We start from the raw sequence: 20,805 nt of genomic DNA, 5'->3' as shown, positions 1-20,805 counted from the left end.
TCAGCGCTTTCCGTCCGACAAGATTTCTCGATACCGGTCCGCGGCTAGTGTCGCGGTCCGCCCTCCGGCGGTTGGTCCTGGTAGGGGTACTTCTGCTGAAAGTCTCCCGGTTCCGGCTGCTGCTGGAACTGTCCGGACCATTGGCTTTCACCTGGCGGCGGCAGTGCCGGATCAGTGAATCCCTGTGGCGGCTGCGGGGCGCTCTCACGCTGTGAACGAACCGCTGCCGCTGGATCCTCGACCGGTGTCCGGGCCGCGATTTCTGCCGCGCGAACTGCTTCGGCGATAGCCGGGTCGGATTTTGTCTCGAACCATTCCGCTACCTCGTCGGAATCATCCTCAGGGCTGGGCAGGTTTTCTTCGGCAGCGGGCGGTTCGTATCGGAACACGCCGTCGTCGCCGGGAGCGCCCAGTGTTTTTGCGAAGCCCTTGAGGGCGTCACCGAAATCGCTTGGTACAAGCCAGACTTTGTTCGCGTCACCCTGCGCCATCTGAGGCAGCGTCTGAAGATATTGGTACGCAAGAAGTTCCGGTGTCGGCTTTCCCGACTTGATGGCAGCAAAAACCTTCTCGATGGCCTTGGCTTCACCTTGTGCCTGAAGGTACTTTGCAGCCCGATCACCTTGCGCGCGAAGGATCTGCGACTGACGCTCACCCTCGGCATTGAGAACCGATGCCTGCTTGTTGCCTTCGGCCGACAGGATCTGGCTTTGCTTCGCACCCTCGGCCGTCTTGATCGCAGCTTCGCGGTGACCCTCAGCCGTGAGAATCATGGCGCGCTTCTCGCGGTCCGCCTTCATCTGCTTTTCCATCGACTCCTGGATCGACGGCGGCGGATCGATGCTCTTGAGTTCCACGCGCGCGACCCGCAGGCCCCAGCGGCCTGTTGCTTCGTCGAGCACGCCACGCAACTGACCGTTGATGGAATCACGCGAGGTGAGAGTTTCTTCCAGCGTCATACCGCCGACGACGTTACGCAGTGTTGTCGTAGTCAACTGTTCGACGGCGGCAATGTAGTTGCTGATTTCGTAGACCGCTGCCTGCGGATTGGTGACCTGGAAGTACACCACGGTGTCGATGGACAACGTCAGATTGTCCTGAGTGATCACCGGTTGCGGCGGAAACGACACCACGCGTTCACGCAGATCGACCTTCGCGCGCACTCGATCCGCGAACGGGATCAGAAACGTGAGCTGACCCGACACGGTCTTCGAGTATCGGCCGAGTCGCTCGATGACCGCGGCTTCTGCTTGCGGCACCAGTGCTACCGACTTCGCAACGACGACGATCACAAAAAGTATCAAGACGCCAAGAACTATCAGTGCTGCCATGTTTTACGGTCCCCTCCAGACAACTGCTGTTGCCCCGTTGATTTCCATCACCGTCACCGTTGTCCCCGCGGGGTACACGTCAGCGCTGTCCAGCGGACGAGCCGTCCACACCTGACCGTCCAGCTTGACCTGACCCGCATGCTCGCCGACCTCTTCGAGAACGACGGCACGTTTACCTTCGAGTGCTTGGATTCCCATCCGAGTTGGCGGCGGAGTACCGAAGCGCCGCAACAGGAAAGGCCGAACACCAAGAATGAGCACTCCCGAAAACACGCCGAACATGATGGCGTCGACCCACACGGGAAAATCGGTGACCGAACTGACACCGGCAGTAGCGAGCGCCCCACCGGCGAGCATCAGCAGAAAGAAATCTCCTGCCAGTGCTTCCGCGCCGGCGAGCACAAGTGCCCCGACAAGCCAAAGAAGTGCAGCCACAACACCATCTAACCAGAGAGTGTGATCTGCGCCGCGCCTACGTCAGGTTCGGCTCGGTGACAAAATCGACCAACTGCTCGACTGCGCCGATCAGGGGAGCTTCCAGGTCCCGGAAGCTCTCCACCGAGTTGTAGACCCGTCGCCAACCCTCCTGGGGCGTGCCCCAGCCGAGTTCACGGCAAATTCCGGTCTTCCAATCCTCACCCCGCGGAATCTTCGGCCACGCCGAGATTCCGACGGACTTCGGACGTACCGCTTCCCAGACATCGATGTAAGGATGGCCCGTCACCAACACGTTCGGGCCGAGGCCCTGAGTCAGCTGCGTTTCCTTCGATCCGGTTACCAGGTGATCGACCAGGACGCCGACTCGCCGCCCGGGTCCTGGGACGAACTCCGCAAGCCGCTCCCCCAGATTGTCCAAGCCCTCGAGGTGCTCGACGACAACACCTTCCACACGCAGGTCATGTCCCCACACCCGCTCCACCAGGGCCGCGTCGTGGACACCTTCGACCCAGATACGACTGGGAAGGGCTGTGCGAGCACGCAATCCTTCGACCCGGGTCGAGCCGGACGCGGACCTCGCCGGCTTTGCCGACGCCGCCTTCGGCGCCGGACGCACCAACGTCACGGGCGCGCCGTCGATGAGGAATGCAGCCTCACGCATCGCAAACAGTCGCTTCTGCGAGCGACCGTCCTCCAGCCTGACGAAATCACCGTCGTACGTGCGCTCGAAACCGACGACCGCGCCGCAGAATCCCGTTGCCGCATCCTCGACGACGAGGTCGCGCTCCGCTGCCACCTGAGGCACTTGGCGCTTCTGGGTGCGGGCATGGCCCGCGAAGATGTCACCGTATCCGTTTCCACCGCTCACGCGGGACAACGCTAGGTGACGACGCCCACGGCGCACAGGTTGCCACGCCGAACTAAACTCTTCTGTCATGAGTTCTCCCAGCGCAACGCTCACCGTGTGGGCAGCATCATGGCTCGCCGGCGACAGCGCCCCGGACGACGTCATCGATGCGCTCGTGGCGTGGACGCCGATGCATCTGATCGGTGCCGCCGACGCAGAAACCGCTTCGACTCTCGGACTCGACTGGCCGGGCATTACCGACGGCGGCGCGCCGATGTTGCTCCGGGTACTTCGACGCGCGGGGAACATCGCACCGGGAGATCTGCGATTGGTGCTGCCGGCTCCCGGAGACGTACGGGGGTTGCCTGCGGGAACAGGGTTCGCGGCCGCCGCCCTGGGCGCCGGTGAAGGTGTCCTCGTGGGTGGTCCGGGATCTGCGGGCATCGGATTGGTGCCGGTGACGGAAGGTCCCGACGTTCTGCGGTGGAGTGTGTACTCCGTGCCGACCGTGACGGGGCCGGCCGAGTACGTCGGGCTCGGAGAAGCCGAATACGCGATGCGCGAGGCCGTCCGCGATGCCGCTGCTGCGCTGCTGACGCTACAGACCGTCCCCACCGGAACTCCGGGTGACGATGCACGAGCCGCCATTACCGATGCACTCTCCGACCTGGCGCACCACCGCTACCCGGATTCCCTTGCACCTCGGGCGTTGCGCGTCCTCGACAGTGCTGATCAGGTTGCCGCGATTTTGACTGTGGCCGAGCATGATTCGACCAATCAGCCACCCAGCATCTCCGCTGCACAGACCCGGGAGTCCTTGTTGCGACCGTTGTGGGCCGCCGTGCGATCGGCGCGAACAGCAGCGGTGGCGAGTGTTTCATCGCATCACCCGGCAGGCGGAAACTAGGCAGCGAACGGTCCGCCGCTCACAACTTGAGCACGAAGTTTCGACGTTTCTCCGCAAATCCGTTGCGGTTGCCGAACATATCGCTTTTCATTTCCTCGAGCTCACGCTGCTCGTACGGCGCAACGGGATCAAGTTCGAGCCGCGATCGTTTCCGCGCGAGCATCGCCTCCCGCCGATCTCCGGTCAGAACGTCGGCTGCAATCTTGCCGAGCCACGCCTCGAACAGAATCGGATCACGCGGTCCGATCGCATCGACAAGTCCGATCTGTCGGGCATGGGTGATGCTGATGGGTTGGCACTCGGAGAGCAGCCGCCGAGCCTGATATTCGCCGACTCGGGCCGGGAGTGTGTATGTGTGCAGTTCCGAACCGAACAACCCCATCGTGGCGTAGTGCGGATTGAGAACGACACCGGCCCTGGCTCCGACGATGTCCGCTCCGAGTGGAAGCATCACACCGCCCGCCCCGGCGTTGCCGGTGAAGGCGGCAACAACAATCTGATCAGTGCAATTGACGATCTCGTTCGCGACCGCGTTGATGGCTTTGATGTTCGACCACGCCTCACCGGCCTGATCGGCGGCAGCCTCGATCACGTTGAGGTGAATACCGTTGCTGAATCCGCCGTAATCACCAGTCAGTACCAATACCTTGGTATCGAGCCCGACAGCCCAGCGCAGGCGATCGGTTAACCGTCGGCACTGCGCAGTGCTCATCGCACCGTTGTAGCAGCGAAACGAGAGGTATCCGATATCGCCGTCCCGGCGGTAGTCGATACCTGGGTACCGGCTTACCTGCACCTGCGGGACAAAGGTGCCGGGACGAACCACGGCTGTCGCCGGGAGCTTGAAACTCCCGGGATCCACCCGACGCGCTTGCCCGATCCAGACAGTGCCTGCGCCGGTGGCAACACGGATTGCCTCGTGGTGATATTCGAGAATGGTGCCGGGTGCGGCGTCGACATGCGAGTCGAGATGCGCGTCGTAGACAAAGACGCGGTCGAGGCCCAGCGCGGTGTTCACACCGGGAGAACCGTCAGCCGCATTGATCGCACGCACGATGCTCTGTGCGTCCTGAGACCACGAGAACGCGCGATCTGCTTGTTTTATCACCGGACGCGTCTGTGCGGACGCCACCGGCCGCGGTATCGATTCCGAGACAAGCGGCGCAAAATCCGCAATTCCGAACTTGTCGACCACTTCCTGGATGCATTCCATCGCAGCGCCGGCGACCGCATCGTTGTACACCGCAGATTTGGGGGCGCCGTCGCACAGGTCGAAAGTTCGCCACGCCCACACCGGTCCACCGTCGAGTTCTTCACGGGCTTCCAATGCCGTAACGCCCCACTTGCTCTCAGCAGCGCTGATCGCCCAGTCCAGCGAAGAAGGACCTCGATCCCCCGGTGGGCCGGGATGAATGACGATCGTGGTCCACCGAGACCAAATCGCTTCCGGTATATACGCTTTCAAGTACGGGCAGATGATGAGGTCGAAGTCGGCGGCCGCTGTGGCCGCGAGCGCCGATTCCGCATCAGACACTACTGCCGTCCGCACCCGGTGCCCCGCCTCCCGCAGTACCAGCGCGGCCCGCTGCGACAGGCCGTTGTCCGAGGTGACAAGCAGAAGCACGGTCAGCGTCGGCGTAGACGGCTCGCTTGGCCGGTTTCGCGCGAACAGGCCAGACGCCACGGTGCGCAATCGTCGCCCACTTACCCAACTGGCGCGTTGCCTGGATGTAGCTGGTGGCGCCGTCGCGTCGGCTGACGGGACCTGCAGCGACACAGCCGATGAAGCCGTCCTGGGGGTCGAAACCATGAATTCCCCTGCTTGCATACTCGGGTATCTGCGGCGTAAGACCAGGCTCCCCCAAGCAGGACTGACGCACCGATAGGTTGAATTAGGTACTTGGGGACCATATACCTACAGTCGGTTTGTTTCAACAGCTACTATCAAGCAAATAGTTTGCCGGTGCGTTTACGAGATTTTGTGATTGATCGCGATATGCCGGTCGATCCGGATGTGCTCGTCCAATGACGGGTAGCGCAAGCCGGTGTCCTGCCCGTACCCCTGGCGGCGTAACCACGCCAGGACATCTCCCCAGAACCAGATTCCCCCGGCCACCGAGTTATAGGGAACCGGAAAAGGCGTCGAGGCTTGCCGAACTCCTCGCACCCACTGCCCGACGGCTTGCCGCGTGACTCCGGCACGATCTGCAATATCCTGCCGGGACACCAGATCCGGATGAGTCCGCTCGGGTCGCACACCGGAGCCGACAAGTTGGTCGACAAGAGTGATCGCGGTAGTCGCTGCGCGCATGCCCTCCGCAGTAATAGTCAACAACTGCAGACCTTTTCGCTCCTCCACCCGTCCCCCCAGGGAGTCGGCGAGCATCTGTTCCTGCGAGTGCGTCAGCAAAGGAACGATAAACGTGAATTCGTAACGCTGGTACAGATCATCGGCCACCCCACCAACTTAGCTGTACGCTGCACTGTTTCCAGATGGACACACCCGGAGCGACGCGATACCCGCACAATAGGCAGATGATCGACGTCGACGACGCTCAGTTCGAGGAAATGGTCAAACGTGCCTTGGACACCCTGCCACCCAAACTCGGTCGCGAAATGGCCAATGTTGCGGTCACGGTTCAACTCGAAGGAGGCCCACCCGGACTCCTCGGTTTGTACCAGGGAATTCCGCTCACGAAGCGAACAACCACGTATGCCGGAGTACTGCCCGACCGCATCACCATCTATCGGCGATCGATCTGCTCTATCTGTACCACCGAGGACGAGGTTGTCGATCAGGTACGACGCACCGTCATTCACGAGATCGGCCACCACTTCGGTATCGGCGATCCTCGTTTGAGAGAGCTCGGATGGTGACATCACACTCACCTAGGCCGTGAAAACAAGCTAGAGGTTGATAATCACCGAATAGTCATGTCAGCTGTACCGACACGCCCGCAACAACTGAACATCTACAGGAGTTCCCATGGTCAACCTGATCCAGATCGCCCCGAAGAACACGCCGACCTTCGCTATGAGCCGTCAGAAGGCCGCCGAACTGTTGGGCATCTCGGTCGACAGCGTTGCCTTCCTCCTCAAGTCCCGGTACCTACCCGATTTGGACGCGGGCCGCCTGATCACGATGGCAAACCAGCCGTGGGTGTACACGGACGGTGACTATCCGGTCCTGCAGCAGGGCGCCTCCGAGCTTGCCCCCAAGAAGTTGATCCCGCCGCGCAAGTACATCGGGGAGAGTGCAGCGCACTCCGACGCCGAATGTGTGGAAGCAAATCAGGGAGTCTGGGCCGGATTCAACGTCGACCATGTCCTGGCCGCTCGCTTTCTCCCCGTCACCCTGCGCAAGTTTCCGGTGTCCGTCCTCCAGATCCACGAGGTGAACCGGGGCGACGAAGAGAAGGTGTCGTTTGTCGCAACCCTCGCGGGGCGCGTCCGTGAACTAGGTGCGCCGGCGCTCAATTACATCGATCCGTCGCTGAGCGCCGAAGACCAGGCGATCGTCAGCACCCTGCTGACCTCACGAAGCACGTCGACGGTGCCCGGCCCGTGCGGAAAGCTGAAGCAGCCCAACGCCTAACGCTGCAGATGGCCCAGCGCTGCTAGTGGACCTAGCGCTGGGGCCGCTGCACTGCAGCACAACAGTTGACCGCGCAGGAAACGCCGTTGGTGGTCGAGCCGAGTAACGGCTCGACCCCGAGGCGGAGCGGCGGCTCGCCGGCCAGACGTTCGGAAATGAGCGTCGGCACCAACCGGGCGAAACGTGGGTCCCGGCCCGGCGTCGCCGCCCGTACAAAATCCATTCCGAGTTCTGCGGCCTTGTCCTTGGCTTCGGTATCGAGATCCCACACCACTTCGAGGTGGTCGGAGACAAACCCGACGGGACATACGATCACTGCACGAACGTCCTTGGTGGACAGCACATCCAGATGATCACAGATATCAGGATCGAGCCACGGCACCTGCGGCGGGCCGGACCGTGACTGCCACACAAGATCAAAATCGTCGACGCCCACCGCCTCGGCAACCAGACGCGCGGCTTCAGCGACCTGACGGCTGTAGAGGTTTCCGCCCATCTCGGGCGGTCCGGCATTTCTGTCGGCGGCAATCGGTACCGAATGCGCGGTGAAGACCAGTCGAGCATCGTCGCGAGTTGCCTGCGGCAGAGTCGCGCGCGCCGCCTCGACGCCGTCGGCAAACGACCCGATGACCAATGGATGGTCGTAGTACTGGCGAAGTTTGGTCAAGGTCGGTGCGTCGTCTCCCACTGCCGTACGGGCTCGCACAATGTCCTCGTGATACTGACGGCACCCCGAGTACCCACCCCACGCGGATGTGGCGAATACAGCCGCGTTGCGGATACCGTCGTCGCGCATCTTCGCGACGGTGTCCTCGACCATCGGGTGCCAGTTGCGGTTTCCGAAGTAGATCGGAAGGTCCAGTTCAGCCGTTGCCAGTTCGCCCCGGACTCGCTCGATCAGGTCTCGATTGAGGGCATTGATCGGTGAAACCCCACCGAAATGCATGTAGTGCTCCACGACCGCGTCGAGGCGTTCCGGTGGTACTCCCCTTCCCCGCGTGACGTTTTCGAGGAAGGGTCTGACGTCCTCCGGCTTTTCAGGACCGCCGAACGACAATACGAGAAGTGCATCGAACTTGTCGTCAACACCAGCAGTCATGCCTTCAATCTTGCGCGATGCCGTTCGGCAAACAAAACCCGGGTACGCACTGCTGTAGTAGAACTAACAACAGCCCTTCACTTGGTTGAGCCGGGAAACATCGCGCCGTACTAGTTCCGCACCGGAAGTTCGTCACCCACCACAGCCGTTCGGCGTCCTTCGACAAGGCCGACAACGTCATCGGTATGAACTACCCGGCGCGGGCCATACACCGGTAGATCGTTCACCGTCACCAACCGTTCCATGATCAGAGCCGCGGCATGCTCGGGTGACCAGGCAAGTCCACTGTCTTGGAGGAATCTGTAGAGATCTACGGAACCGGGCGATGTCATTTCCTCAGCCTGCGATCGAGAAAAGTCATCTGACCGACCCCTCGTCGAACGCAGAGGTAACGGGCACGTGAATGTTAGGCCGCACACCCATCGCTTGATCGAGAACACTGCTCGATCGAGAACACCGCGCGCTCACAGCGGCGTGAAGTTCTCCAACGCAGCCAGCGCATCGAGTTGTTCCAGATAGTGCGCGAAGGAACGATGAACTGGTCGGAACGGGACCATCGTGACACCCGCTTCTTCCATCTCGGCAAGCGTTTCCTCCACCTGATCAGGGTGAGCAACCGGGTCCAGCGAGTCTGCTCCGCAAATCACCTCGAAGCCCTGCGGACGTTCCGGAAATCCGGCCAACATTGTGCGGAGGGAATCCATGTCCGGTGCGCCGGGCATCCACCCGTCGCCGAGAGTCACGGCCCGTCGCAATGCGCGTTTGCTGTGCCCGCCGACCCAGAGCGGCACACGCGGCTGGATCGCATGGGGATCGATGACCAATCCGTCGAAATCGTAGAACTCGCCGTGATACTCCGGTTCCCGCTGTGACAGCGACGCGCGTAGTGCGCGCATCGCGTCGTCGGCGCGCGGGCCACGTCCTTCGAACGGCACACCGAGTACCTTGAACTCCGCCTCGACGGTCCCGACACCCAGGCCCAGAACAACGCGCCCGCCGCTCATTCGGTCCAGAGTCCCGTATCGCTTGGCGATCTCGAGGGGATGGTGATAGCCGAGGACAAGAATATTCGTCACCAGGCGTAGGCGCTCGGTCTTTCCCGCCAGATACGACAGGGTTGCGAGAGGATCCCAATAGCGCGTTCCGCGTCCGTTCGGCAGTTGTGGCGACCACACTCCAGGCGGCATACCGATGTGTTCGCTGCACGTCACGAAATGGAAGCCGAGCCGATCGGCATGCTGCGCAATCTCTGCGATTTCCTCAATCCCCGCGTCCATTTCCCAATCTGCCGTCCGACCGGGGATGACGCTCACGACCGGTGTACTGATGCCGATTCGCATCGATGAATCTCCCTCGAATCTGCACCGGCACTGAATCTGCGCCGGCACGCAGTGGTGACGCCTGCTCCTAGGGCTGAACGTACCAGAACAATGAACACTGTTCATTGTTGGATTCAAGGGTCGATTACTGGAGCGGTTGGGCGCCACGCTGCGCGAGCATGAGACTCATCAAGCCGCATTCCTGCCCCTGGGTGGTGATCATGTCGCGGGCCGTTTGTTTGACCGGGCCATCGGCGAGAAGTTCGTTGGCCGCCTGGGCCATGATGATTCCGCCGCGGTGATGGCGCTCCATCAGTTGCAGGAACAGTACTTCGGCGTCGAACCCCGTAGCGGCAGTGAGCGCGTCGAGTTCGGCCATGGTCGCCATCCCCGGCATCGGTAACTCGCTGAGTGTTGCGGCTGACGTCATGGCGCCGTGGTGCGCAGCAAGGTCGGTAGCGTCCGACGCCGTCTGCATCCATTCCATGGGGGTGCGACTGCCCGGGGTCACATTAGCGAGTCTCAGCCAGCCGAGCATCATCCCGATCTCGGTCCGTTGAGTGTCCTCGATCTGTTGCGCGAGCCTACCGACTGCCGGATCGACATTGACATTCAGTCGTTGGGCGATGAACAACGCTTGCTGATGGTGCGCAACCATGTCGTGAACAAACCCGATTTCGTTGTTGCTCAAAATCTCTGCGGGCGTTGACTGCTCCGTGATCATCAGCGGACGCAGCGCCGCACCGAACACAACCAGCATCACGGCAAGGGAACCGAACGCCGCGATACGCACCACTCGCGTCACCGTTACGACCCGACGGTCGAGTGCTGATCAGCAGGCGGCGAGTAGACGTCGGCATCGAGCTGCAACGCCATGAATCCGTTGTCGGCACACGTAACCCAGAGATTGTTGCCACGCCACTCCGGTGCCGAGAAGCACCAGTCCGTGGATATGTCGCCGAGCCCGATCATCCCGGTTCGCGGGCCGAGTGCTTGGTTCGGGTCGAATTGCCCGCTGAGGATCGACTGACCGATCGCCGGTGCACTGAGGATGGGAACACCCAGAATCGATGCCAACGCGTGCGGTGAGTTTGTCAAAGCAAGATTGTCTCCGGTCTTCGCCGGCGGGTTGTAGTAGGCGATTTCCCGGACGTCGAACGGGTCTCGAACATCGAAGACCCTGATCCCGGACGAAATCCACCCACACGCGAGCGCTGTGGGATTGTTCGGGCGATCCGCTGCGCAGTAGTGCGATTCGTAGGCAAATGCCGAACCGACGGACGCCGAGGCCAGGGAAGAATCTTGATTTTCGGGAAGGTTGATCTCGAGCTTGATCGAATTGGCGATCGCCGGCCGGACAGGGTCGGAGACATCGATGAGTTTGACTCCGCCCGAACCGCCCTCGTCGACGGTGAACAGATACGGTGCACCGTCGTAGTTCACCGGAATACTGTGCTGCGTCGCCCACCCGTCGGTCCACGACAGCTGCGAGAGTTGACGCACGTGGGGATTGGGGTCTCGTCGCTGCACCGCACTGACGTCGAGTACGTGAATGCCGCCCAGATTGTTCGACAGGTACAGCTGATTTCCGTCGTCGCTGACTCCGATCCCATGGGTCGACAGCCCGACCAGGTCTTGCCACACAACCTTCGGAGTCGTGGGATCCGTCAGGTCGACGGCGCTGACAATGCCGGGCGCAGTACCGGAGGACCAGTAGGTATTGCCGTCCGGGGAGAACCCACCCTCATGAGATGTGATGGGCAGCAGCATCCCCAGATCCGTGCCCGGCCCCGGATTGAGCAGTTTCGGATGCGCACAATCGGAGATGTCGTACACCGACATCAGGCCCACACCGGTCAGCAGCGGAACTCCCGTTCCCACCAAGAGTTTTCGCTGCGTGTTGACCTTGAGGCTCTCCCATGTTCCTGCGAGCATGGCCGGTTCGGTCAGCGTTGCAGTGAGTTTCGGATGTGCCGGATCGGAGGCATCGACAACCTGCACACCTTGCGCCGGTCCCAGAAGATTTCCCGGGAAGAAGCTGCCGACGTACGCGCAGTGCTCGAAACTCGTGGAGGTGATTCCGCCGCCTCGGCCCTCGTAGCCGCCTAACCGAGAGATGTTGCAGCTGTAGCCCGTTCGGCTGCGTCCACTGTTTCGATCTTCGGCTGGAACATCGCCTTGCAGCCCGGTTTCCGGTCGAGAATCCGCATTACACGCAGCCCGCGCTACCGCTTCGCTGCCGACATCGTGGGACTCGTAGACCGTACCGGGGATGGACTCCGGCGCTGCGGCGGCGCCGACCACCGGCAGTAACAACACAACCGAGGCGGCAACTATCGCCGACCTGACCGTTCGACGAGCGCTCAGTGGTTCCATCGTGCCCAACCCCCTGCGTATCCGGCGTCGGCGATACCAGACCGTATCCATCCCACCTACCGACGTCCTGACCGAATGTCCGGTTCCGTGGAAAAGTGTGCGTGATGCACGTCACTCTCGTCAAGCGTGAACGAGGCTCTCCCCGACCTGCCGGAGGTCTCAGGTATTCACGACATCAGCGTCGTATTGCAACGAATCGTTCGGGCTGGCCGGGAACGATTCGAGGTCAGGGCATTCCAGGATCTCGTGTGCCGCGGCGCGGCTGCACCCCACCAGAGTCGAATCGAAATCGACCTCAGTGGCAATGCACCACGATTGGTCCTGCGGCCAGACGAGATTGGCGGACGGCGTCCACGGCTTCGCACCGAGCAGGTCGGGAATTGTGGACGCGTCACGGAGCGGACCCGACAGCAGAACGTAGTCTCGTCCAGGGTGCCGCAACCGGGGCCCGGCGATCAGTTCCCGGGCCAGCGACACAACGGGTGCGGGGCGGGACTGTGACCGCCCGGCGGCATAGATCGCCGTAGCTCCGGGATGAAAGAAACCGTTGCCCTCCCACACCGCGAAGTAGGCATCGTTCGGCGAATTCGTGTGGCCCGCAAGAAGATCGACGAGGCGCTGATTGTCCGGCGGATCGAGCGAACCGATATCGGGCTCGCCGCCGTCCCACAATTCGCTGCGCGGATTGATCGAATGAGGTGAGTCGATCAAACGCCACCACTGCACCAGCGGATGAACCCGTCGCCCGGTTACGGCCGCAACATCACGCCAACGGACCACATGATCGCCGTCGACATCGACGGGATGGAGAACACGCACGTACGCATCGAAACCCGAAGGTACAACAGCTGTCAGTGACCCCCACACCGCGGACAACCTGGGCCTGATCCAGTTTCCTACCGACACGTCGTCGACGGGTTTCATCATTGATGCCCTCCGGGTTCGCCTTCACCTGCACGTAGCTCGCCGCGAAGACGAAGGCGAACCCGAAACACCGTGCTAACCCACCATTGCGTGGAATCCGCCGTCGACGTAGATGATCGACGCCGTTGTGCCGGGCAGCCAATCCGAGAGAACGGTGCAGACCGTCTTCGCAACGGTTTCACGATCTTCGACGTCCCAGCCGATGGGCGCTGCGCTGTCCCAGCCGGTGTTGAGCTTGTCCAACTCGGCACCCGGGCCGGTGCTGTCGCCGGCGATAGCCTTGGCCGCAAGCGTCTTGATCGGGCCAGACGCAACAAGATTGGAGCGGATGCCACGGACGCCGACCTCTTTGGCGACGTACCGGTTCACGGCTTCGAGGGTGGCCTTGGAGACACCCATCCAGTTGTAGAACGGCATTGCGCGTGACGGATCGAAGTCCATGCCGACGATGGACGCCTTGTCGTTCAGTACCGGCAGCAGTGCCTTGGCGAGGGCACTGTACGAGTAGGCGGACACCTCGAGTGCAACGGCAACGTCGCTCCACGGCGCGTCCATGAACGGGCTGCCCAGGCAGGAGCGCGGCGCAAAGCCGATGGAGTGCACAACACCGTCGATGCCCTCGGGAGCCAACTCGCGGACACGATCGGCCAAAGTGGCAAGATCTTCCGCGTTCTGGACGTCGAGTGAGATGGCCGGCGGCACCGGCTGCGGTAGACGCTGAGCAATTCGGTCGATCAGGCGCAGACGATCAAAACCCGTGATCAGCACCTTCGCGCCCTGCTCCTGCGCAACCTTCGCAACATGGAATGCGATGGACGAATCGGTGATGATGCCGGTAACGAGAATGGTCTTACCCTCGAGCAAACCGCCCATGAGGTGTCCTCCTGAAGTGAGACGTACGAAGTGAAAGGAATGTGTTTCAAGCGGGAAACTAGTGCCCCATGCCCAGTCCACCGTCAACCGGAATGACGGCACCGGACACGTACGCCGAATCGTCGGAGGCAAGGAAGCTCACTACTGCCGCAACATCTTCCGGCTTGCCGGTGCGCTGAAGCGGAATGTGTTCGGTGGCCTTGTCTTTCACGTCGTCGCCGAGTGCGGCGGTCATGTCGGTTTCGATGAAGCCGGGAGCGACCACGTTGGCCGTGATCGAGCGAGAGCCCAGTTCCCGGGTCAGGGATCGAGCGATACCGACGATGCCTGCCTTGGACGCCGCGTAGTTGACCTGGCCAGGGCCACCGCCGAGACCGACGACGGACCCCAGGAAGATGAAGCGCCCGAAACGCGCCCGCAGCATCGAACGCGTCGCCCGCTTTGCAACCCGGAACGTGCCCGTCAGGTTGGCGTCGATGACGCTGGTGAACTGATCTTCCGACATGCGCATGATCAGCGTGTCGTCGGTGACGCCGGCGTTGGCCACGATGACCTCGACGGGACCCTGGTGCGCTTCGACCTCTTTGAACGCGCGGTCGATCGACTCGGAATCGGTGACGTCGCAGACAACACCGAAGAGGCCTTCAGGTGCACCGCTGCCACGGTGGGTGACCGCGACCTTGTGTCCGTCAGCGGCCAAGCGCTGCGCGACGGCCAGGCCGATTCCGCGGTTGCCGCCGGTGACCAGAACCGAGCGCGGAGTGGTGACGGTCCGTTCTGACACCACTGGGGTGGAAGGGGTAGACATGGCGATCAACCTATCAATTCGAGGGCCGGGGTCCGGCAGTATTCGGACGAGCGGAAACGGTGCGGGGTCATGGCAGTCGTTGGCGGGTAACCAAGGCAACGGTCAAACCTGCGGTGGCAAACAGAACTCCGAGAATCAACCACGGTTTGCTTGCATCGCCGCGAGTGGTCTCGAATCCGATCTGCTCTTCGAGCGTGTCGTAGACCGCACGCAACTCTTCGAGGCTGGACGCGGTGAAGAAACTCCCCCCGGACAGATTCGCGATTTCCTTCAAGGACGCGTCGTCGACAGGAACGGGAATGCGATCACCCTCGATTTCGACGCGGCCGTATGTCGTGCCGAACGAGATCGTCGAGATCGGGACACCTTTGTCCTTGGCCTGACGTGCTGCAGTGAACCCGCCGCGCGGGTCATCCGAATTATCGGGGACCGTCTGCTTGCCGTCGGAGAGCAACACGATCCGCGCCGGTGGAGCCTGATCGCTGCCGCCGAGAACAGCTGACAACGTGTCGATCGACTGCAGTGACGTGAAGATCGCTTCGCCGGTCGCAGTCCGCTCGCTGAGCTTGAGATTGTCGATGGCAACCTTGGTCGCGTCGCGATTTGTCGTGGGAGAGACCAACACCGACGCGGTTCCGGCGAAGGCGACCAACCCGAGGTTGATGCCGGGTGTCAATCCGTCGGCAAACGATTTAGCCGCCTCCTGAGCGGCGGCGAGACGTGTCGGTTCCACATCCGTAGCCTGCATGGACAGCGATACGTCGATCACCAGGATGACGGTGGCCCGGTTGCGCGGAACCTTCTTGTCCGCAGTGGGACCGGCCAGCGCGACGGTGAAGAACACCAACGAGATCACCATCAAAATGGCGGAAACGTGACGCCACCGGCCCGGACGGGACGGGGCCACCTTCTCGAGGAGATCGAAGTTGGTGAACCGCAGCGTGTGCCTCTGACGTTGCTTCTGCACATAGATGTACCCGCCCACCAACGCGGCGATAACGGCGAGGAACAGCAGCCACCACGGCGAAGTGAATTGAGAAAGACTCACGAACGAACGCCCCCAGTTCCGGCGCCGACACCAAAGCTGTGACGGCGTGCCGAGATGAATCGAACCACGTCGGCGATCCAGTCACGATCGGTATGCAATGACATGAGCGGCGCCCCACACCGGCGGAGTGCCTGCTGAACCTCGACGCGATGTTCCGCGGCAGCGCGGGCAAAATCCGCGCGCAACTGCGGAGTGGTCGAGAATTCCCGTGTCCGACCGGATTCCGGGTCATGCAATACGACGTCACCGACATCGGGCAGTTCGAGGTCACGAGGATCCACCACTTCGATCCCCAGCACGTCATGTCGACCGGCAATGGCACGCAACGGACGTTCCCAGTCCGTCGGGCCCAGGAAGTCACTGATCACGACGGCCAACCCACGACGACGCTGTGGGCGTCGTAGCGCCTCGATTGCGCCCACCAGATCTCCGCGCACTCCGTCCGGAGCGTGCGGAGTGGTCGCGATCTTGCGAAGCATCGCCTGAGCATGGACGCGGCCACCCCTGGCCGGAATTCGTGTCATCTGCGCGCCTGTGGAAATGATGGCGCCGACGCGGTTGCCGCCCGAACTGGTCAGGTGCGTCACCGCCGCAGCGGCGGCAACAACCAAATCGCGCTTCTCACAACCTGCAGTCCCGAAATCGAGGCTCGCGGACAGGTCGATCACCAACCATGTCTCGAGTTCCCGATCCGCCACCGACTGACGCACATGCGGGTGCGTCGTACGCGCGGTGACAGACCAATCCATCTGTCGCACATCGTCACCCGGCTGATACTCCCGAGCCTCGCCGGGCTCGGAACCGGGACCGGGGATGAGTCCGAGATGATCACCGTGCAACACCCCGTCGAGCCGGCGGCGCACCGTCAACTCGAGTGTCCGCAATGCGGCGGTCAGCCGTGGGTCACGAAGTTCACCGGACTCGAACGACGGCGGTGCACCGGCATGACCGGGAAGGTGACTTTCCGTCACTGCGGGCGACTCATCGGATCAGGGCTCATGAACTGCGCACCGTTTCCCGACGGGTTGAACTGCGGTGCGCTCTGCTGGGGTTGCTGCATCGGCTGACCTACCGGTTGTCCCGGTACCGGTTGCGGTCCCGCAACGGTGGGAACCGGGCGTGCGGCGATCTGAGGAAGACCGACCGTCTGCAGCACTCGCGCGATGACGGCGTCCGGAGTTACCTCGTCGGCAAGAGCGTCGTACGACAACACGAGGCGGTGGCGCAGCACGTCCGGGATGACCTCGACGACGTCCTGCGGGACAACGTAATCGCGGCCACGCACGAAGGCGAGCGCCCGGGAGGCTGCAATGATGCCGAGTGTTGCGCGCGGTGACGCACCGTAGGCGATCCAGCCGGCAACGTCGTCGAGGCCGAATTCCCTCGGCGTGCGGGTGGCTGCGATAATCCGAACGACGTAGTCGACCAGGGCATGGTGGACGAAGACGTTGCTTGCAACCCGTTGGAGTCGTACCAACTCTTCGGGGCCGAGGATCTGGTGCGGTTCGGGCGCGGCGACGCCCATCCGGTATACGATTTCGCGTTCTTCTTCGACAGTCGGGTAATCGACCAGGATCTTGAACAGGAAGCGGTCACGCTGTGCTTCCGGGAGTGGATACACACCCTCGTTCTCGATGGGGTTCTGCGTCGCCATGACCAGGAACGGGTCCGGCATGTGGTAACGCTTGCCACCGATGGAGACGTGACGCTCGGCCATGACTTCGAGCAAGGCCGACTGCACTTTTGCCGGTGCGCGGTTGATCTCGTCGGCGAGTACGAAGTTTGCGACCACCGGGCCGAGTTCGGTATCGAACTCTTCGCGTCCCTGTCGGTAGATGCGCGTACCGATCAAGTCGGTGGGTACGAGGTCCGGGGTGAACTGCACACGGGAGAACGATCCGCCGACCACCTTTGCGAAGGTCTCGACGGCCAGTGTCTTTGCGACGCCGGGAACACCTTCGAGGAGGACGTGTCCCTTTGCCAGTAGTCCGACGAGTATCCGCTCGACCAGACGATCCTGGCCGACAATGACGCGTTTGACCTCGTAAATCGCTCGTTCCAGAGTCTGGACGTCGGTAGCGAGCGACGGGGCAACCCCGTCGGAATTTCCACTCGCCTTGTCTACGTCGACCGATCCGATCGAATCTTCACGTGAGGTCACCAAGAATCCATCGCTTTCACCTAGAAAAGTTCCGACAGTAACGTGTTCCCCGCCAACTATTCCAGGTAGTTGCTCGTGATGCCGCAACACCACGTCAACACATGCAACGAATCGGACATCCAAGGATGAACGGGTTCAGCCTTCCCGCGAGATCAGGACACCAACCGCACGGCGTACGGGGTCATCCCGCCCCACCGCACGGGTGAAACTTTCACACTGGAACCGGACTGCGGTGCTTCGAGCATCTGCCCGTCACCGAGGTACAGCGCCACGTGCTGACTTGCGTTCGGCCCGTAGAAGATCATGTCGCCGCGCTTCATTTCGGACGACGGAACCTGCTTTCCGGCGGTGTACTGGTAGCCCGTGTAGTGCGGCAACGAGATACCGATTCCGGCAAACGCGTAAATCATCAGACCTGAGCAGTCGAACCCGATCTTGTTGAAGTCTCCGTAACTGTCCGCGACTCCGCCGTCCCGAATTCCGCGGGTCGGCCCGTTCTCGTCGCCGCCGCCCCAGGCGTACTGGATACCGATCTGCGACATGCCGCGGTCGATGACGGATTCGATTGCGGCGCTTCCGGACACCGACGGCACCGTCGGCTTGGGTGTTGCCGGCTTGGGGGTTGTGGGTTTCGGAGTAACTACCGGAGTGTCGGTATCCGAGTCCGAATCGGTGCTCGTATCGGTGTCCGTCTCGTCGTCGTCACCGGGAATGACTGTCGGAGTCGGATCTTCGACGGCAGTGTGCGGACGCTGAGCGGCAGCCAATGCAGCGGCACGGTCCTTGGCAGCCTGATCGGCGGCGGCCCGGGCTGCGGCTTGCTCAGCTGCTTCCTTGGCGGCGGCTTCGAGTGCAGCCTGATGAGCTTCTTCGGCTTTTCGCTGTTCGTCCCAGGTCGCGTATGCCTGGCGTTGTCCTTGCAAACCGGCAACCGCATTGCGGGCTGCATCCAGTTGAGCCTGCGCGGAATTGCGCTCCGATTCGATGGACGCCTTCTTGGCTACCTGCTGGTCGAGTGCATTGCGGGCGATCGCGATGGCCTGCTCGGCAAGAGCCTGAAGGTTTGCTGCTATTTCGGCGGCCGCGTCGGCGTCCAGCTTGGCTTGCCGGGTCGCGGAGTCCTTGTTCGCCTGTTCGGTTCGTGCGCGCTGCAAACCGTCGAGCACGGCGCGCTGGGTGTTCGAGAGAAGTTTGAGGACCTGCGCTCGATCGAGGACGTCACCCGGGCCCTTAGCGTCGAGGAACGACGAGATGGACGCGGTATTGGTGCCCTGCACGTAACTCGATCGGGCGTACTTGTCGAAGTCGCTCTGCGCTACGTCGATCTGTGCGCCGGCGTCCCGGAGTGCTTGTTTGGTGATGCTGACGGCTTGGGCTGCGGCATCGGCAGCGCCTCGAGCGTTCTGCAGGTCGACGAGGGTCTTGTTGACGTCTTCGCGTTTGATGGCAACTTCGTTGTCGAGTGCAGACAACTGCTCATTTGCCGCGGCAACCTGGTTGATCAGGGCGCTGACCGTGCTGACGCTCGATGAAACCTGCGAATCTGCGGAAGCAATTTCGGAGTCACTGGGATTGGGCGGGGGCGGCGGGACGGACGCTCCGACACCGGGGTTTCCGACAACCAGGGCAGTGACGATGCCCGCACCGATAACCAGTTGTGCCAGGCGGGACGACGCTCGGGAAGGTTTACGACGGCCGAATCCGCCTCGTGTTACTTGGCTCACAAATAACTCTCCCTCGCGTGTACGCCACGGGCCCGCTGGGTCGCCGATCCGTGCGGGGAGGGAATGCGCAGGAAGCTATGACGCCGTGTGGCGCCACCAACAAGATGTAGCGAAGTAGCTACTGCTTGTCGCTAACCCGCCGTTCGAGGGCAACGCTCGCCGCCGCCCGGTTTCGGGTGGCGTCGTGCGCAGTCCGTCGAACAACAGCCATCTTTCTGCGACACTTCTTCCCCAAAAAGTGCCAGTTGTACCGTACGACACTTGAGAGAACTTTGGAAACTTTAGCCCCAAATAACACATCGGGTATTTCACCCAGGTGGATGGCTGTATCTGAACGAAAAAGCAGGTACTCACCACAAATGCTGGTGGGTACCTGCTTGTCGACGCTCTCGGACGTGCGCGAGCGTCAAGCGGATCCGGCGTGTCCGAAGGTTTGTTCCGAAGGCTCGTTCACCTGGTTAATTTCTACGGGTTCGGGGCTGCGACGCCATTTGACGACAAAAGTAATCGCAGCAAAAACAGCCACGATCGCCACGAGAAGGACCGTATACAAGGCCCACGGCGGACCCGGCTGGACAATCTCATGAGAAAAGCGATCAGCGATCGCAGCAGAACTGTCGCCGAATGAACGATCCTGCGCGGTTTCGAGCTGTACTCGACTGATCGAATCGCTGGAACTGCCCATCCAATCCGGGCTCATCACCAAGATCGTGCCGCTCTCGGATTCGCCGACCGTCGTCGCCAAGTCCCGGAGATCGGTATCGCGCGACGGATTGGCGTCGAGAACGATCACACTCAAATCGATCCCCCGCTCACGGGCCTCGGCGACGACGTCCACCAGTGCAGGAATATCGGCTGCCGGTGCGGAAACACCATTTTGTGCCACGTCGGCCACTACGTCGTCGAGATCGACGTTCGACGGGACTGCGGCGTGAACAGGACCGCTCGTGTGCAAGGGCGTGAAGACCAAATGTGTAGGAGCAGACATCTCTCATCCGGGTGCAGTTCGGCGCTCGTCCACACGCGAGTGTGTGGATGAATCCGAGGTCGTTATCGGCGGTCTGACCGCGACGGGCCTGAATGCACCCTACTTGAGGTTGAGTGCGAAGCCCGCGCCTCTTCGACACTGCGCGCAATCCGTTGTGGGTCAGCTCACCCAGTCCACCCTGCGTTGCGCAGGTCCTGAGACTGCGTGAAGATTGGTTCGGTCAAGTTGCCCCGAAGTCTCACAGGACAAGCGTACTGTTAGACTTCAGACCGAGAGGTACCTCGCCTCGGCCGAGTCCACTTCAGCTCCGATGTTCGGACAGTTCTCACGTGAACTGTGCGATTGGCGTGAGCTGTCACTGGATACG

The 20,805-nt window shown here is 61.9% G+C and carries 21 protein-coding genes; 3 read left to right on the top strand and 18 right to left on the bottom strand.

The annotated features are described in order from the left end of the window. Positions 1-44: 44 nt before the first annotated feature. The 3 genes from FFI94_RS15005 to FFI94_RS14995 are packed head-to-tail and all read right to left on the bottom strand — an operon-like array spanning position 45 to position 2,637. Positions 45-1,331: an SPFH domain-containing protein gene (locus tag FFI94_RS15005; RefSeq protein ID WP_138868561.1), complete on the bottom strand. Its 1,287-nt coding sequence runs from the start codon at positions 1,329-1,331 to the stop codon at positions 45-47. A gap of 3 nt (positions 1,332-1,334) precedes the next feature. Further along, a complete protein-coding gene (locus FFI94_RS15000; protein ID WP_138868560.1) occupies positions 1,335-1,766 on the bottom strand; it encodes an NfeD family protein in 432 nt (143 codons plus the stop codon). A 37-nt stretch (positions 1,767-1,803) separates the two neighbouring features. Next, the gene (locus tag FFI94_RS14995) at positions 1,804-2,637 is read right to left on the bottom strand and encodes a DUF3097 domain-containing protein (RefSeq protein ID WP_138873199.1); all 834 of its coding nucleotides are present in this window, start codon (positions 2,635-2,637) and stop codon (positions 1,804-1,806) included. A 67-nt stretch (positions 2,638-2,704) separates the two neighbouring features. Here FFI94_RS14995 and FFI94_RS14990 point away from each other — a divergent pair, with 67 nt between their 5' ends. Continuing rightward, entirely contained in the window at positions 2,705-3,523 is an 819-nt protein-coding gene (locus tag FFI94_RS14990; protein ID WP_138868559.1) for a hypothetical protein, read from the top strand. Positions 3,524-3,542: 19 nt separating this feature from the next. Here FFI94_RS14990 and FFI94_RS14985 read toward each other — a convergent pair whose 3' ends face one another. Beyond that, on the bottom strand, positions 3,543-5,333 hold the full coding sequence (locus tag FFI94_RS14985) for an enoyl-CoA hydratase-related protein (RefSeq protein WP_138868558.1): 1,791 nt from the start codon (positions 5,331-5,333) through the stop codon (positions 3,543-3,545). A gap of 159 nt (positions 5,334-5,492) precedes the next feature. After that, positions 5,493-5,981 (bottom strand): hypothetical protein, encoded by a 489-nt coding sequence (locus tag FFI94_RS14980; protein ID WP_138868557.1) that lies wholly within the window; start codon positions 5,979-5,981, stop codon positions 5,493-5,495. A gap of 77 nt (positions 5,982-6,058) precedes the next feature. On the opposite strand from FFI94_RS14980, the gene FFI94_RS14975 reads away from it, so the two are divergent. Together FFI94_RS14975 and FFI94_RS14970 are read left to right on the top strand one after the other, a co-directional pair. Further along, positions 6,059-6,400, top strand: coding sequence for a metallopeptidase family protein (locus tag FFI94_RS14975; protein WP_138873198.1), 342 nt, complete (start codon positions 6,059-6,061; stop codon positions 6,398-6,400). Between the two features lie 109 nt (positions 6,401-6,509). After that, positions 6,510-7,118: a transcriptional regulator gene (locus tag FFI94_RS14970; protein ID WP_138868556.1), complete on the top strand. Its 609-nt coding sequence runs from the start codon at positions 6,510-6,512 to the stop codon at positions 7,116-7,118. Between the two features lie 31 nt (positions 7,119-7,149). Here the strand turns inward: FFI94_RS14970 and FFI94_RS14965 are convergent, their stop codons facing one another. The 13 genes from FFI94_RS14965 to FFI94_RS14905 all read right to left on the bottom strand — a co-directional run bounded on the left by FFI94_RS14965 (position 7,150) and on the right by FFI94_RS14905 (position 20,438). Further along, a complete protein-coding gene (locus FFI94_RS14965; protein WP_138868555.1) occupies positions 7,150-8,217 on the bottom strand; it encodes a ferrochelatase in 1,068 nt (355 codons plus the stop codon). Between the two features lie 110 nt (positions 8,218-8,327). After that, a complete protein-coding gene (locus FFI94_RS14960; RefSeq protein WP_138868554.1) occupies positions 8,328-8,549 on the bottom strand; it encodes a hypothetical protein in 222 nt (73 codons plus the stop codon). 132 nt (positions 8,550-8,681) lie between these two features. Then, entirely contained in the window at positions 8,682-9,557 is an 876-nt protein-coding gene (locus FFI94_RS14955) for an LLM class F420-dependent oxidoreductase (protein ID WP_138868553.1), read from the bottom strand. A gap of 124 nt (positions 9,558-9,681) precedes the next feature. Continuing rightward, on the bottom strand, positions 9,682-10,296 hold the full coding sequence (locus FFI94_RS14950; RefSeq protein ID WP_138873197.1) for a DUF305 domain-containing protein: 615 nt from the start codon (positions 10,294-10,296) through the stop codon (positions 9,682-9,684). 47 nt (positions 10,297-10,343) lie between these two features. Next, on the bottom strand, positions 10,344-11,912 hold the full coding sequence (locus tag FFI94_RS14945; RefSeq protein WP_138868552.1) for an LVIVD repeat-containing protein: 1,569 nt from the start codon (positions 11,910-11,912) through the stop codon (positions 10,344-10,346). Positions 11,913-12,071: 159 nt separating this feature from the next. Further along, positions 12,072-12,839 carry a hypothetical protein gene (locus FFI94_RS14940; RefSeq protein WP_138868551.1) on the bottom strand — a complete coding sequence of 256 codons (768 nt, stop codon included), beginning with the start codon at positions 12,837-12,839 and terminating at the stop codon, positions 12,072-12,074. A 72-nt stretch (positions 12,840-12,911) separates the two neighbouring features. Continuing rightward, a complete protein-coding gene (gene inhA, locus FFI94_RS14935) occupies positions 12,912-13,709 on the bottom strand; it encodes an NADH-dependent enoyl-ACP reductase InhA (protein ID WP_138868550.1) in 798 nt (265 codons plus the stop codon). Positions 13,710-13,767: 58 nt separating this feature from the next. Then, positions 13,768-14,517, bottom strand: a complete 750-nt coding sequence (gene fabG1, locus FFI94_RS14930) for a 3-oxoacyl-ACP reductase FabG1 (RefSeq protein ID WP_138868549.1) — start codon at positions 14,515-14,517, stop codon at positions 13,768-13,770. Between the two features lie 67 nt (positions 14,518-14,584). Beyond that, complete coding sequence (locus tag FFI94_RS14925) at positions 14,585-15,565, bottom strand: VWA domain-containing protein (RefSeq protein ID WP_138868548.1); 981 nt, start codon at positions 15,563-15,565, stop codon at positions 14,585-14,587. Further along, on the bottom strand, positions 15,562-16,536 hold the full coding sequence (locus FFI94_RS14920; protein WP_045067714.1) for a DUF58 domain-containing protein: 975 nt from the start codon (positions 16,534-16,536) through the stop codon (positions 15,562-15,564). The genes FFI94_RS14925 and FFI94_RS14920 overlap by 4 nt, the downstream gene beginning before the upstream one ends. Further along, positions 16,533-17,705, bottom strand: coding sequence for a MoxR family ATPase (locus FFI94_RS14915; RefSeq protein ID WP_260684488.1), 1,173 nt, complete (start codon positions 17,703-17,705; stop codon positions 16,533-16,535). The genes FFI94_RS14920 and FFI94_RS14915 overlap by 4 nt, the downstream gene beginning before the upstream one ends. A 173-nt stretch (positions 17,706-17,878) precedes the next feature. Then, positions 17,879-19,450, bottom strand: coding sequence for an NlpC/P60 family protein (locus FFI94_RS14910; RefSeq protein WP_138868546.1), 1,572 nt, complete (start codon positions 19,448-19,450; stop codon positions 17,879-17,881). Between the two features lie 406 nt (positions 19,451-19,856). Continuing rightward, positions 19,857-20,438, bottom strand: a complete 582-nt coding sequence (locus FFI94_RS14905; RefSeq protein ID WP_260684131.1) for a DUF6676 family protein — start codon at positions 20,436-20,438, stop codon at positions 19,857-19,859. Positions 20,439-20,805 lie beyond the last annotated feature (367 nt).

This window comes from Rhodococcus sp. KBS0724 (assembly GCF_005938745.2).
In the GTDB taxonomy this organism is placed as follows: domain Bacteria; phylum Actinomycetota; class Actinomycetes; order Mycobacteriales; family Mycobacteriaceae; genus Rhodococcus_F.
This window is presented reverse-complemented; position numbering and strand designations above follow the sequence as displayed.

Coding starts and splice junctions, on each gene's coding strand:
- FFI94_RS15005 (WP_138868561.1), bottom strand. CDS start 1,331: ATGGCAGCACTGATAGTTCTTGGCGTCTTGATACTTTTTGTGATCGTC.
- FFI94_RS14990 (WP_138868559.1), top strand. CDS start 2,705: ATGAGTTCTCCCAGCGCAACGCTCACCGTGTGGGCAGCATCATGGCTC.
- FFI94_RS14985 (WP_138868558.1), bottom strand. CDS start 5,333: ATGGTTTCGACCCCCAGGACGGCTTCATCGGCTGTGTCGCTGCAGGTC.
- FFI94_RS14975 (WP_138873198.1), top strand. CDS start 6,059: ATGATCGACGTCGACGACGCTCAGTTCGAGGAAATGGTCAAACGTGCC.
- FFI94_RS14970 (WP_138868556.1), top strand. CDS start 6,510: ATGGTCAACCTGATCCAGATCGCCCCGAAGAACACGCCGACCTTCGCT.
- FFI94_RS14965 (WP_138868555.1), bottom strand. CDS start 8,217: ATGACTGCTGGTGTTGACGACAAGTTCGATGCACTTCTCGTATTGTCG.
- FFI94_RS14960 (WP_138868554.1), bottom strand. CDS start 8,549: ATGACATCGCCCGGTTCCGTAGATCTCTACAGATTCCTCCAAGACAGT.
- FFI94_RS14955 (WP_138868553.1), bottom strand. CDS start 9,557: ATGCGAATCGGCATCAGTACACCGGTCGTGAGCGTCATCCCCGGTCGG.
- FFI94_RS14950 (WP_138873197.1), bottom strand. CDS start 10,296: ATGCTGGTTGTGTTCGGTGCGGCGCTGCGTCCGCTGATGATCACGGAG.
- FFI94_RS14945 (WP_138868552.1), bottom strand. CDS start 11,912: ATGGAACCACTGAGCGCTCGTCGAACGGTCAGGTCGGCGATAGTTGCC.
- FFI94_RS14940 (WP_138868551.1), bottom strand. CDS start 12,839: ATGATGAAACCCGTCGACGACGTGTCGGTAGGAAACTGGATCAGGCCC.
- inhA (WP_138868550.1), bottom strand. CDS start 13,709: ATGGGCGGTTTGCTCGAGGGTAAGACCATTCTCGTTACCGGCATCATC.
- fabG1 (WP_138868549.1), bottom strand. CDS start 14,517: ATGTCTACCCCTTCCACCCCAGTGGTGTCAGAACGGACCGTCACCACT.
- FFI94_RS14905 (WP_260684131.1), bottom strand. CDS start 20,438: ATGTCTGCTCCTACACATTTGGTCTTCACGCCCTTGCACACGAGCGGT.